8 protein-coding genes and 1 pseudogene are annotated in these 12,812 nt (G+C 72.4%); 4 read left to right on the top strand and 5 right to left on the bottom strand.

The features are described 5' to 3' along the window. Positions 1-7: 7 nt before the first annotated feature. From pflB to J0670_RS00825, 3 genes are all read right to left on the bottom strand, one after another. The gene (pflB, locus tag J0670_RS00835) at positions 8-2,296 is read right to left on the bottom strand and encodes a formate C-acetyltransferase (protein WP_207808595.1); all 2,289 of its coding nucleotides are present in this window, start codon (positions 2,294-2,296) and stop codon (positions 8-10) included. Between the two features lie 14 nt (positions 2,297-2,310). Further along, a complete protein-coding gene (gene adhE, locus J0670_RS00830) occupies positions 2,311-4,947 on the bottom strand; it encodes a bifunctional acetaldehyde-CoA/alcohol dehydrogenase (protein ID WP_207808593.1) in 2,637 nt (878 codons plus the stop codon). A gap of 266 nt (positions 4,948-5,213) precedes the next feature. Further along, complete coding sequence (locus tag J0670_RS00825; RefSeq protein WP_207808591.1) at positions 5,214-6,062, bottom strand: universal stress protein; 849 nt, start codon at positions 6,060-6,062, stop codon at positions 5,214-5,216. Positions 6,063-6,327: 265 nt separating this feature from the next. Between J0670_RS00825 and J0670_RS00820 the strand changes: the two genes are divergently transcribed. The 4 genes from J0670_RS00820 (at position 6,328) to J0670_RS00805 (ending at position 10,198) form a co-directional block, all read left to right on the top strand. Continuing rightward, positions 6,328-7,920 carry an oleate hydratase gene (locus J0670_RS00820; RefSeq protein WP_307806327.1) on the top strand — a complete coding sequence of 531 codons (1,593 nt, stop codon included), beginning with the start codon at positions 6,328-6,330 and terminating at the stop codon, positions 7,918-7,920. Between the two features lie 77 nt (positions 7,921-7,997). Continuing rightward, on the top strand, positions 7,998-8,876 hold the full coding sequence (locus J0670_RS00815; RefSeq protein WP_207808588.1) for a universal stress protein: 879 nt from the start codon (positions 7,998-8,000) through the stop codon (positions 8,874-8,876). 105 nt (positions 8,877-8,981) lie between these two features. Then, positions 8,982-9,680, top strand: a complete 699-nt coding sequence (locus J0670_RS00810) for a response regulator transcription factor (RefSeq protein ID WP_207808586.1) — start codon at positions 8,982-8,984, stop codon at positions 9,678-9,680. A gap of 89 nt (positions 9,681-9,769) precedes the next feature. After that, complete coding sequence (locus tag J0670_RS00805) at positions 9,770-10,198, top strand: pyridoxamine 5'-phosphate oxidase family protein (RefSeq protein WP_207808584.1); 429 nt, start codon at positions 9,770-9,772, stop codon at positions 10,196-10,198. A 75-nt stretch (positions 10,199-10,273) separates the two neighbouring features. Here J0670_RS00805 and J0670_RS00800 read toward each other — a convergent pair whose 3' ends face one another. Both J0670_RS00800 and J0670_RS00795 read right to left on the bottom strand, forming a co-directional pair. Beyond that, positions 10,274-11,986: a GAF domain-containing protein gene (locus J0670_RS00800; RefSeq protein WP_307806326.1), complete on the bottom strand. Its 1,713-nt coding sequence runs from the start codon at positions 11,984-11,986 to the stop codon at positions 10,274-10,276. A gap of 359 nt (positions 11,987-12,345) precedes the next feature. Next, a pseudogene (locus J0670_RS00795) lies at positions 12,346-12,812 on the bottom strand (transcriptional regulator); the annotation flags it as partial.

Raw genomic sequence — 12,812 nt, 5'->3', positions numbered from 1 at the left:
GGTGCTGCTACAGCGCGTCGTGGAAGGTGCGGCCGATCACGTCGAGCTGCTGCTCGCGGGTGAGGCGGACGAAGTTGACCGCGTAGCCGCTGACGCGGATGGTCAGCTGGGGGTACTTCTCCGGGTGGTCCATGGCGTCCAGGAGGGTGTCCCGGTCGAGGACGTTGACGTTCATGTGGAAGCCGCGGCAGGTGGTGTAGCCGTCCAGGATGCCGACCAGGTTGGCGGCCCGCTCCTCGTCCGTGCGGCCGAGCGCGTCGGGCGTGACGGTGTTGGTGAGCGAGATGCCGTCCTCGGCGTGGTCGTAGGGGAGCTTGGCGACCGACAGGGCACTGGCGACGAAACCGTGGCGGTCGCGTCCGTTCATCGGGTTGGCGCCGGGGGAGAACGGCTCGCCGGCCCGGCGGCCGTCGGGGGTGTTGCCGGTCTTCTTGCCGTAGACGACGTTGGAGGTGATGGTCAGCACGGACTGGGTGTGCTCGGCGCCCCGGTAGGTGGGGTGCTTGCGCACCTTCTCCATGAACTCCTCGACCAGCCGGACGGCGATCCCGTCGGCCCGGTCGTCGTTGTTGCCGTACGCCGGATACTCGCCGTCGACCAGGTAGTCGACCACCAGTCCGGTCTCGTCCCGCACGGGTCGGACCTTCGCGTACCTGATCGCCGAGAGCGAGTCGGCGGCCACGGCGAGGCCGGCGATGCCGCAGGCCATCGTGCGGCGGACGTCCCGGTCGTGCAGGGCCATCTCCAGCCGCTCGTAGGCGTACTTGTCGTGCATGTAGTGGATGACGTTCAGCGCGTGCACGTACGCCTCGGCGAGCCACTCCATCTGCTCGTCGAAGCGGGCGAGCACCTCGTCGTAGTCGAGCACGTCGCCGGTGACCGGCGCGGTGGCCGCGCCGACCTGGGCGCCGGAGATCTCGTCGCGTCCGCCGTTGATCGCGTAGAGCAGGGTCTTGGCGAGGTTGACCCGGGCGCCGAAGAGCTGCATCTGCCGGCCGACCGGCATCGCGGAGACGCAGCAGGCGATGGCGGTGTCGTCGCCGAAGTGCGGGCGCATCAGCTCGTCCGACTCGTACTGGATGCTGGAGGTGTCGATGGACACCTTGGCGCAGAACTCCTTGAACCCGCCGGGCAGTTGCGGCGACCAGAAGACGGTCAGGTTCGGCTCGGGTGCCGGGCCGAGGTTGTAGAGGGTCTGGAGGTAGCGGAAGGACGTGCGGGTGACCAGGGTGCGGCCGTCCTCGCCGATGCCGCCGATCGACTCGGTGACCCAGGTCGGGTCCCCGGAGAACAGCTCGTCGTACTCGGGGGTGCGCAGGAAGCGGACGATCCGCAGCTTGATGACGAAGTCGTCGATCAGCTCCTGTGCCTGACGCTCGGTCAGCACACCCTCGGCGAGGTCTCGTTGGAGGTAGACGTCGAGGAAGGTCGAGGTGCGGCCGAGCGACATCGCGGCGCCGTTCTGCTCCTTGACCGCCGCCAGGTAGGCGAAGTACAGCCACTGGATCGCCTCCCGGCCGGTGCGGGCCGGGCCGGAGAGGTCGTAGCCGTAGTTCGCGGCCATCTGCTTGAGCTCGCCCAGGGCCCGGATCTGCTCGGCGAGTTCCTCGCGCTCGCGGATGACCTCCTCCAGCCGCGCCGGGTCGGCGGGCGCGGCGTTCAGCTCGGCCTTCTCGGCCCGCTTGACCTCGATCAGACGGTCCACGCCGTAGAGCGCGACGCGGCGGTAGTCGCCGATGATCCGCCCCCGGCCGTAGGCGTCGGGCAGGCCCGTGATGATGCCGGCCTTGCGGGCGGCGAGGATCTCGGGGGTGTAGGCGTCGAACACGCCGTCGTTGTGGGTCTTGCGGTACCGGGTGAAGACCTTCTCCAGCTCGGGCGGGACGGGGTAGCCGTAGGTCCTCAGCGCGCCCGCGACCATCCGCCAGCCGCCGTTGGGCATGATCGCGCGCTTGAGCGGGGCGTCGGTCTGGAGGCCGACGATCAGCTCCCGCTCGCGGTCGATGTATCCGGGCGCGTGGGCGGTGATGCCGGCGGGGATGTCGTACGCGACGTCGTACACCCCCTTGGCGCGCTCCTCGGGGAAGCGGTCGGTGATCTGCCGCCACACCGCCAGGGTCCGCTCGGTCGGGCCGGCGAGGAAGGCGGCGTCGCCCTGGTACGGGGTGTAGTTGTGCTGGATGAAGTCGCGGACGTCGATCGCGTCGCGCCAGAGGCCGCCCTTGAAGCCGTGCCAGGCGTCCGCTTGCCGCTCGTGCTTCGAGTCGTGCTGCGAGTCGTGCTGCGAGGTGGTCATCTCGGTGTCCTCTCTCAGGCCTGGTCGCCGTAGTAGGCCTGGCGCATCAGCTGCTGCATGTCGTCGAGCATCGGCATGCGGGGGTTGGCGGGGGCGCACTGGTCCTCGTAGGCGTTCATCGCCTGCTGGGGCAGGGCCGCGAGGAAGGCCTCCTCGTCCACCCCGGCCGCCTTGAAGGAGCGCGGGATGCCGACCCGGTCGCGCAGTTCCTCGACCGCCGCCGCCAGGGACTCGACGCCCTGTTCGGGGGTCGCGGCGAGCAGGCCGAGCATCCGGGCGATGGCCTGGTAGCGCTCGGGCGCCGTGTAGTGCTGGTACTTGGGCCAGCCGGTGACCTTGGCCGGGGCGGAGCCGTTCCAGCGGATCACGTGCGGCAGCAGGAGCGCGTTGGTGCGGCCGTGAGCGACGTGGAAGGTGCCGCCCAGGGTGTGCGCCATGGCGTGCACCGCGCCGAGGAAGGCCGAGCCGAAGGCCATCCCGGCGATCGTCCCCGCGTTGTGCATCTTCTCCCGCGCCATCGGGTCGTTCGGCCCGTCGGTGACGGCCCGCTCCAGGTTCTCGAAGATCAGCCGGATGCCCTGGAGGGCGAGGCCGTCGGTGAAGTCGTTGGCGTAGACGGACACGTAGGTCTCGATGCAGTGGGTGAGGGCGTCGAAGCCGGTGTCGGCGGTGACGTGACTCGGCAGGCCGGCGGTGAGCGCCGGGTCGACGATGGCCACGCTCGGGGTGAACGCGTAGTCCGCGAGCGGGTACTTCTGGCCCGTGGCCGTGTCCGTGATGACCGCGAAGGGGGTGACCTCGGCGCCCGTGCCCGAGGTGGTGGGGATGCACACCAGCTTGGCCTTCTCGCCGAGGTCGGGGAAGGTGAAGGCGCGCTTGCGGATGTCGAAGAACTTCTCCTTCAGGTCCGCGAACTCGACCTCCGGGTGCTCGTACATCAGCCACATCACCTTGGCCGCGTCCATCGGCGAGCCGCCGCCCAGCGCGATGATCGTGTCCGGCTCGAACTCCCGCATCAGCGCCGCGCCCTTGCGCACGGTGTCGATGCTCGGGTTCGGCTCGACGAAGTCGACGACCCGCACCTCTACCGGCTCGCGGCGGCGGTCGAGCACGCCCCGGATCCGCTCCAGGTGGCCGATCTCCACCATCGTCCGGTCGGTGACGACGACGATCCGGTGCGCGTTCGGCATGCTCGCCAGGTACTTGACCGAGTTGCGCTCGAAGTAGATCTTCGGCGGGACCTTGAACCACTGCATGTTGGTGTTGCGCCGCCCGATCCGCTTGATGTTGACGAGGTTCAGCGCCGAGACGTTCCCGGACACCGAGTTGTGCCCGTAGCTGCCGCAGCCCAGGGTCAGCGAGGGCGTGAAGGCGTTGTAGACGTCACCGATGCCTCCCTGCGAGCTGGGCGCGTTCCAGATGATCCGGCAGGCCTTCACCGCGTGCCCGAACTCCTCGACGAACGCCGCGTCCTCGGTGTGCACCGCCGCCGAGTGCCCGAGCCCGTTGAACTCCACCATCGCGGCGGCCAGTTCGACACCGGCGCGGCGGGAGTCGGCGGTCAGGACCGCCAGGACGGGGCAGAGCTTCTCCCGGGTCAGCGGCTCCTCGGGCCCGACCCGCTCGCAGTCGGCCAGGATCACCGAGGTGTCACCGGGCACCTCGAAGCCGGCCGCCTGCGCGATCTGCGCCGCCGAGCGGCCCACCACCTCGGCGTTCAGCCGGTCCCCGGCGCAGTCGGTGCCGTCACCGGCCCCGAACAGGTACCGCTCCAGCAGCGCCTTCTCCCGCGCGCTCGCGTGGTGCGCCTTCAGCTTGCGGAACTCGGCGAGCGCGGCGTCGCGGATCCCGGCGTCCAGGATCACGGCCTGCTCGGAGGCGCAGATCATGCCGTTGTCGAAGGACTTCGACAGGACGACGTCGTTGACCGCCCGCTTCAGGTCCGCGGTGCGCTCGATGTACGCCGGAACGTTGCCGGCGCCGACGCCCAGGGCCGGCTTGCCGCAGGAGTAGGCGGCCCGGACCATCGCGTTGCCGCCGGTGGCGAGGATCGTCGCGACGTCGGGGTGGTTCATCAGCGCGCCGGTGGCCGCCATCGACGGCTCCTCGATCCACTGGATGCAGTGCGCCGGGGCCCCGGCCGCCACCGCCGCGTCCCGGACGATCCGGGCCGCCTCGGCGGAGCAGCGCTGGGCCGAGGGGTGGAAGGCGAAGACGATCGGGTTGCGGGTCTTGAGCGCCAGCAGGCACTTGAAGATCGTGGTCGAGGTCGGGTTGGTCACCGGGGTGATGCCCGCGACCACGCCGACCGGCTCGGCGATCTCCACGATGCCGTCGATCTCGTCCCGGTGCACGACCCCGACCGTCTTCGTCCGGGCCATCACGTGGGTGACGTTCTCGCAGGCGAAGACGTTCTTCACCGCCTTGTCCTCGAAGACCCCGCGCCCGGTCTCCTCCACCGCCAGCACCGCCAGTGCGGTGTGCCGCTCCAGGGCGGCCAGCGAGGCCTTCTTGACGATGTGGTCGACCTGCTCCTGGGTGAAGTCGGCGTACTCCCGAAGGGCCGTCAGCGCGTCGGAGACGAGTGTGGCGACGGCCGCTGGGGCATCGCCCGGAGCAGGGGGCTCCTCGATCTGCGGGCGGCGGGTCATGGCTGGACCACCTTTCGGTTACCTCGTCGAAGGATCGGGCGCCGGCGATGTCCGCTCTGGCTTCCCACTGACAGCCTCCCCCGCCAACCCGGCTCGGGGACCCGGCCGTTGGGGCACATCCGCGGGCCGAAGGTCCCTTAATCGCGCCTTATCCGCGCGCGGCCCGGCAGCCGGTCCGCCCGCGGACGTGCCGATGGCCGTGGCGCGGACCGTCAGCGGTCCGTGCCACGGCCATCGGCGGCTCGGTCGGTCTCACGCGGCCGGTCTCAGCTGTGCGGCACCACCGCGACCGGGCTGTGCGCGTGGTGCAGCACGGCGTGGGCCACGGTGCCGAGCCAGGGCGCGGCCGCCCGGTTGTGCGGCCTCCGGCGTCCCACCACGACCAGCGAGGCCGTCCGGGAAGCCTCCACCAGTGCCCGTGCGGCCGGCCAGGCGGTCACCTCGGCCGAGACCCGCACGTCGGGGAACTTCTCCCGCCACGGCCTCAGCGCGTCCTGGAGGCGGACCAGCTCCGCCTCCGTCAGGGAGTCCCTGATCTCCCGCTGGTCCACCGGGGCCTCCGTCACGTACGGCCCGGTGGGCAGGGTCCGGCTGTTCATCACCCGCAGTGCCGCGCCGCGTCCGGACGCCTGCTCGAAGGCGAAGGCGAGCATCTCGTCGCAGGGGCCGTCGCCGTCCACTCCCACCACGACGTCGCCGGGCGCGCCGCCCTCACCGTCCGCCCCGGCCCGGACCAGGACCACCGGGCAGGCGGCGTGCGCCGCCGCCCGCAGCCCGACCGAGCCGACCAGCAGCCCGGTGAACCCGCCGAGCCCGCGCGAGCCGAGCACCAGCAGACCATCCCGCTCGCCGGCGGCGATCAGCTGGTGGGCCGGATTGCCGGGCACCTGCTCGCAGGAGATCTCCAGACCCGGCAGCACGGCCCCGAGGCGGTCGCGAAGCGCACGGACCGCCTCCGGCAACGGCTCGACGGGGCTCCCGGACTCCTCCACCCCTCCCCCGACGTGAACCATCCGCAGCGCCCGGCCGCCGCGGTGGGCCTGAGCGGCCGCCCACTCGGCCGCGGCCTCGCTCTGCGCGGATCCGTCGACCCCCACCACCACGGAATGAGACATGATCACGATCTCCTTCGCTCAGTGGCCGCGACACGATGCGCGCGGCCTTGCCTCCGGAAGACAGGTTCGCGGCCGACGACCGGCGGGCCACAGGGGCCAGGCAGCCCTGAACCCGGTCCCGAAGGTCCCGGCGTCCCGGGGAGGAAAGGACCTGCGGCCCCAGGGAACGGGGACTGCACGACCCTGCCCGGCACCGTCCGGGTGCCGGAGGCTGGGCATCGCCCGCTGAGCGGTGCGGGCGAATCCGATGAGACGGGGACGAGAAGTGATCGACAGCGGACGCAGCACGAAGGCGTACCTGGTGGGCGGCGGGGTGGCCGCCCTGGCGGCGGCGGCCTTCCTGATCCGGGACGGGGAGGTCCCCGGGGAGAACATCCACGTCCTGGAGCAGCTGCCCCTCGCGGGCGGCTCGCTCGACGGGCGCGGCACGCCGGAGCAGGCCTACGTGACCCGGGGCGGGCGGATGCTGGAGGACGAGGCCTACACCTGCCTGTGGAACCTCCTGGAGACGATCCCCACCCTGGACGACGAGAGCGTCTCCGTCCGCCAGGAGATCACCGACTTCAACCGGCAGTGGCCGACCGACGCCAAGGCCCGCCTGATCGACGGCGCCCACCGCGTCCTGGACGCCTCCGACCTCGGCCTCGACACCCGCGACCGGCTGGAACTGGCCCGGCTGCTGGTGCTGCCCGAGTCGGCGATCGGCCCGCGCCGGATCGACGAGTTCTTCTCCGAGCACTTCTTCGCCACGAACTTCTGGGCGATGTGGCGGACCACCTTCGCCTTCCAGAACTGGCACAGCGCCATCGAGCTCAAGCGCTACTTCCTGCGCTTCCTCCAGGAGTTCCCCCGCATCCACACCCTCGCGGGCGTGCGCCGTACCCGCCTCAACCAGTACGACTCCATCGTCCGGCCGCTCATCCGGTGGCTGCTGGAACGAGGCGTCCGGTTCGAGCACGGCGTCACCGTCACCGATGTCGACTTCACCGAGCGGGACGGAATCCGCCGCGCCCGCACGATCCACCTGCGGCGCGCCGGCGGCGAGCCGGAGACCATCGAACTCGACGACCTGGACCTGGCGTTCATCACGCTCGGTTCGATGACCGCCGACGCGGCCTACGGCGGTGACGACACGGCGCCGGAGCTGGTCCGGGACAAGCGGGACGGCAACTGGACGCTCTGGGAGACGCTCTCCCGCAAGGCTCCGGACTTCGGCCGGCCCGCCGTCTTCAACGGCAACATCGCCGAAGCCGCCTGGGAGTCCTTCACGTTGACGATGCGCAGCCCCGTCCTGCTGAAGCGGATCGAGGAGTTCAGCGGCAACGCGCCCGGCACCGGTGCGCTGATGACGTTCAAGGACTCGCCCTGGCTGATGTCGATCGTCGTCCCCCGCCCGCCGCACTTCGACGGCCAGCCCGAGGACGTGTTCACCCTGTGGGGGTACGGGCTGTTCATGGAGCCTGCGGGCGAGTACACCGGCAAGGCGATGGCCGAGTGCACCGGACAGGAGATCCTCACCGAACTCCTCGGCCAGCTCGGCTTCGACGACATCGCCGACGAGGTCCGCGCCACGACCACCGTCACCACCGTGATGATGCCGTACATCACCAGCCAGTTCGCCCGCCGCTCGACGCACGACCGCCCCCGGGTGATCCCGCACGGCGCACGGAACTTCGCCTTCCTCGGCCAGTACGTGGAGATCCCCGAGGACGTCGTGTTCACCGTCGAGTACTCGGTGCGCGGCGCCATGCACGCGGTGTACCAGCTGCTCGGCCTCGACCTGCCCGTCCCGCCGGTCCACCACGCCCTGGCCGACCCGGCCACCGTCCTCTCGGCGCTGCGGACCGCGTTCGCCTGACCGCTCCGATGCTCCGACCGCACGCCACCTGACTCCGAACCCGACTCCGAGCCTGACTCCGACCGAGGAGAACCACGATGACCAGCCACGTCCTGACCGGAACCGACGGATCGGCGCGGAGCGAGGCCGCCGCGCTCTGGGCCGCCGAGGAGGCGGTACGCCGAGGCGTCGGCCTGCGCATCCTGCACGCCTGGCCCTGGTTGAGCGCCGACTACGCCGAGGGATCCGTGGCCGGTGACCTCCGCCCGGCGGCGCTGGCCGCGCTGGCCGGCACCGCCGAGCGGATCCGCCACGCCCACCCCGGGCTGTCCGTCGAAACCGCCGTGGTCGGCAACGACCCCGTCGACGCGCTGGTCGCCGAGGCCGAAGGCGCGGAGCTGCTCGTCCTCGGCTCCCGCGGGCTCGGCGGCTTCGCCGGGCTGCTGGTCGGGTCGGTCGGCCTCGCGGTGGCGGCGCGCGTCGCCACCCCGCTGGTCATGGTCCGGGCCGACGCGAACGACACCCCGCAGGCCGACGCGCCGGACCGCCGTGACGTCGTCGTCGGGGTGGACGCCCGCCACCCCGCCGACGCCGTCCTCGACTTCGCGTTCGCCGAGGCGGCCCGGCGGCGGGTGCGGCTGCGGGCCGTACACGGCTGGGACGTGATACCCGCCTGGTCGGCCGCCGGCTGGGTGCCGCCCCAGGTGGACGCCACCACCCAGGAGGCCTCCGAGCAGGCCGCCCTGGACGAAGCGCTCGCCCAGGCCCGCGCCGCGCACCCGGACGTCGAGGTGGTCGCCACGACCCGGCTCGGCGGGGCGGCCAACGCCGTCGTGACCGCCGCGGCGGACGCCTGCCTCGTGGTCGTCGGCCGGCGGGACCCCCGGCACCACCCCCTGGGCCGATGGCTCGGCCCCGTCGCCCATGCCGCGCTCCACCACGCCGCAGCACCGGTCGCGGTCGTCCCGCACGGGTGAGCAATGGGGACGTCCGGCCCTGGTGCGCGCGCCCGCGCGCACGGCAGAATTCCGGATGTCTCGTCCGCCTCATTCCCGTGGCGGCCCCAGGAACACGGAGAACCGATGGTGGACAACGCAGCGGCCCGGGCGGACGCCCCGGTCAAGGTGTTCCTCCTCGACGACCACGAGGTCGTCCGCCGGGGCGTGCACGACCTGCTGGACGCCGAGCCCGACCTGACGGTGGTCGGCGAGGCGGCCACCGTCGAACAGGCACTGACCCGCGTGCCGGCACTGCGCCCGGACGTCGCCGTCCTGGACATGCGGCTGCCGGACGGCGACGGCGTGACCGTCTGCCGCGAACTCCGCGACCGCATGCCCGAGCTGGCCTGCCTCATCCTCACGTCCTTCGACGACGAGGACGCCCTCCTGGACGCGATCATGGCCGGTGCCGCCGGGTACGTCCTCAAGCAGATCAGCGGCACCGACCTCGTCTCCGCCGTCCGCACCGTCGCGTCCGGCCAGTCCATGCTCGACCCCGGCGCCACCACCCGCCTGATGGCCCGCCTGCGCGGCGACGCCGCCCCGCAGACCGACGGCCTCCCCCAGCTGACCCCGCGCGAGCAGGAGATCCTCGCCCTCGTCGGCGAGGGCCTCACCAACCGGCAGATCGGCCAGCGGCTCTACCTCGCCGAGAAGACCGTCAAGAACCACATCTCGCGGCTCCTCGCCAAGCTCGGCGTCGAACGCCGTGTCCAGGCCGCCCTCATCGCCAGCGAGACGCTCGCCGCCCACGGCCACCCGTCCGGCCGACGCGTCGGCTGACCCCGGCGGCACCGGACACGGACCTCCGGCCGCCGGGCAAGGACCAACGGCCTCTGCACCGGCGACCGCGGCAGGACGAGCATCGTGTCATGACACCTGATTTCGCGCCGTTGGAGGAACGGCACTGCCGACGCCTCCTGGCGAAGACGTCGATCGGGCGCGTCGTCTACACGGTCGGCGCGCTGCCCGCCGTCCTGCCGGTCCGGTACCGGCTGGACGGCGACGGCAACGTGCTCCTGCGCACCACCGCCGGCTCCGAGTTCCTCCGGGCCGTGGCGGGCGCTCTCGTCGCCTTCCAGGCCGACGAGGTCAGCGCGGCGGACGGCGGCGGGTGGAGCGTCACCGTCCTCGGTACGGCCGAGGCGACGCGGGACCGCTCCGCAGCGGACGCCACGCAGCCCCACGCCCGGGCCCACGCCCAAGCCCTCGCCCAGGACACGGACCGGGTCACCATCCGCATCCGCCCCGAGTGGGTGACCGGCCACCTCCTGAAGGCCGTGCCGCCGCTGCCTGCCTGATCCGCCGTTCCCGGCACCGCGGGGAGCCTGACCGCGGGGAAGCAGACCTCGGGGAAGCGGACCTCGGGGAAGCGGTCAGAGCGCCAAGGGCGCCGCCCAGAGAAGTCGGGTCCCGCCGTCCGGCGGGCTCGACAGCTCCAGCTCGCCGCCGAGGCCCTCCGCCCGCTCCGCCATGTTCCGCAGTCCGCTGCGCCGCCCCTGCTCGGGGATGCCGACGCCGTCGTCCTGCACGACCAGCACGACCTGCGTGGCCGTCGCCCGCAGCGAGACCTCCACCCGGCGGGCCCGGGCGTGCCGCGCCGCGTTGCTCAGCGCCTCCGCCAGCACCGCCACCACGTGGTCGGCGGCCTCGGCCGGCACGTCGGTGTCCAGCAGGCCTTCCATGCTCAGCCGCGGCGCGAAGCCCAGCGTGGGCTGCGCCTGCTCGACCACGCGGACCACCCGTGCGCGCAGGCCGTGCCCGGTGGCGTCCTCCCGGGCCCGGAGTCCGAAGATCGTCGACCGAATGATCTTGATGGTCTCGTCCAGGTCGCCGACCGCGCGCAGCACCCGGTCCGACGCTCCGGAGTGCTCGATGAGTCGGGCGGCACTCTGCAGGGTCATGCCCGTGGCGAACAGCCGCTGGATGGCGAGGTCGTGCAGGTCGCGGGCGATCCGGTCGCGGTCCTCCAGCATCGCCAGCTGCTCGGCGTCACGGCGCCGTTCCGCCAGCTCCAGTGCCAGGGCCGCCTGGTCGGCGAAGCCCAGCAGGGGCCCGATCTCCTGCCCGCTGAACGGCTGCTCGCCACCGCGCCGGGCCAGCAGCAGCACGCCTTCGACCAGGCCGCCCGCCCGCCCCAGGGGCACCGCCACCGCGGCACCCAGGTCGTCGAAGAGACGCGGGCCGCCGGACAGCCGCGGATCGCCCGCGAGGTCCAGGGTGGTCACCGGCTCCCGCTGGGCGACGGCCTCCCCCGACAGCGTGCCCTCCGCCGGGACCACGAGGCCCAGCCGCTCCGCGGTGTCTCCGCCGAGGGCCAGTTCCACCCGCAGCGATCCCGTCCCGGCCACCGGCACGGAGACGTCGGCCAGGTCGGCGCCCGTGATGTCCCGGGCCCGCTGCGCGATCAGCTCCAGCACCTCCGAGCGGGAGCCCCCGGACAGCAGGGCCCTGGTGATCTCCGCGCTCGCGCTCAACCAGCGCTGCTGACGCTGCGCCTCCTCGTACAGCCGGGCGTTGTCGATCGCCACCCCGGCCGCCACGGCCAGCGTCGAGATCACCGACTCGTCGTCGGCGTCGAACTCCTCCCCGCCCCGCTTGTCGGTCAGGTAGAGGTTCCCGAACACCTCCTCGCGCACCCGCACCGGCACACCGAGGAAGGTCCGCATCACCGGGTGGTGCATCGGGCAGCCCACGGACGACGGGTGCTCGGAGAGGTCCTCCAGCCGCAGCGCCTCCGGGCGGTGGATCAGCTCACCGAGCAGGCCCCGCCCGGTCGGGTACGGACCGATCCGGGCGATCTCCTCCTCCGACAGGCCCACCGTGAGGAACTGCGAGAGGGACTCCCCGTCCGGCCCGATCACCCCGAGCGCCGCGTAGCGGGCGTCCACCAGGACGGCGGCGGCCTCCACGATCCGCCGCAGCACCTGCGTCAGGTCGAGCTCCCGGCCGACCGACAGCACCGCCTCCAACAGGCTGTGCACCCGGTCCCGGGTGCCCCTGGCCGCGTCGATCCGTGCCTGGAGCTCCTCCAGCAGCTCGTCCAGCCGCAGCTGCGGGATCCGCGACCGCACCTCGTTACCGCCCACGCGAGCCTCCTCGTCCCAGTTATCAGCCGGTCGATTCTGGCAGATGCCCACGACCGGACGGCGACGGCCCGAAGAACACCCCCGACCACGAGGATCGCCACGAACCCGCAGCTCACACCCCATGCCCTCGAACCACCCACCGCCGGATCCCACGACGATCACAGGGGCCGGACGGGGCCGCGCTCCCGCCGGATCGGCCGGTGCGCGTCCGCCCGGTCGAGGGTCACGTCGATCGACGCCGGGCAAGGGTCCCGAGGGCGTCGAGCGCCCCCACACCCTTGCCGCACACGCCGCCCCGACCACGGCGCACGAGATGACGGGCGAGTGGGTTGCGGCCCCCGTCTGCCCACAGAGTCGACTCAGCGGCTCGCCGCCCAGGAGAGCAGGAGCCGTAGGGCGTCGTCCGACGGGGTGTCCGGGTCCGGGGTGTAGGTGATGAGGGCCTGGTCGGGGTCGTCGGCGGGGCGGAGGGTGTCGTAGGCGAGGTCGAGGAGGCCGACGACGGGGTGGCGGAAGAGCTTGTGGCCGGAGGTCTTGTCGGCGACGGGGTGGTCGGCCCACATCCGGCGGAACTCCTCACTGACGAGGCAGAGTTGGCCGACCAGGGTGGCGAGGTGGGGGTCGTCGGGGCGGCGGCCGGCCTCGAGGTGGAGGAAGGCGACGTTCTCGCGGGCGCAGGCGGTCCAGTCGGCGTAGAGCTCGCGGGAGGTCGGGTCGAGGAAGGTGATCCGGGCGATGTTGCGGTCCTCCTCCGGCAGGGCCCCGTAGTCGCCGAACAGCGCGACGGCGGCGCGGTTCCAGGCCAGGACGTCCATCCGGTGGCCCA

The sequence above is a fragment of the Streptomyces sp. FH025 genome, from assembly GCF_017427025.1.
In the GTDB taxonomy this organism is placed as follows: domain Bacteria; phylum Actinomycetota; class Actinomycetes; order Streptomycetales; family Streptomycetaceae; genus Kitasatospora.
Note: the sequence above shows the minus strand (reverse complement) of the source record. Positions and strands in the feature narration are given on the sequence as shown.

Excerpts from the sequence above, each read along its gene's own strand:
- J0670_RS00815 (WP_207808588.1), top strand. The coding sequence starts at position 7,998 with ATGACCAGCCACGTCCTGACCGGAACCGACGGATCGGCGCGGAGCGAG.
- adhE (WP_207808593.1), bottom strand. The coding sequence starts at position 4,947 with ATGACCCGCCGCCCGCAGATCGAGGAGCCCCCTGCTCCGGGCGATGCC.
- J0670_RS00805 (WP_207808584.1), top strand. The coding sequence starts at position 9,770 with ATGACACCTGATTTCGCGCCGTTGGAGGAACGGCACTGCCGACGCCTC.
- J0670_RS00825 (WP_207808591.1), bottom strand. The coding sequence starts at position 6,062 with ATGTCTCATTCCGTGGTGGTGGGGGTCGACGGATCCGCGCAGAGCGAG.
- pflB (WP_207808595.1), bottom strand. The coding sequence starts at position 2,296 with ATGACCACCTCGCAGCACGACTCGCAGCACGACTCGAAGCACGAGCGG.
- J0670_RS00810 (WP_207808586.1), top strand. The coding sequence starts at position 8,982 with ATGGTGGACAACGCAGCGGCCCGGGCGGACGCCCCGGTCAAGGTGTTC.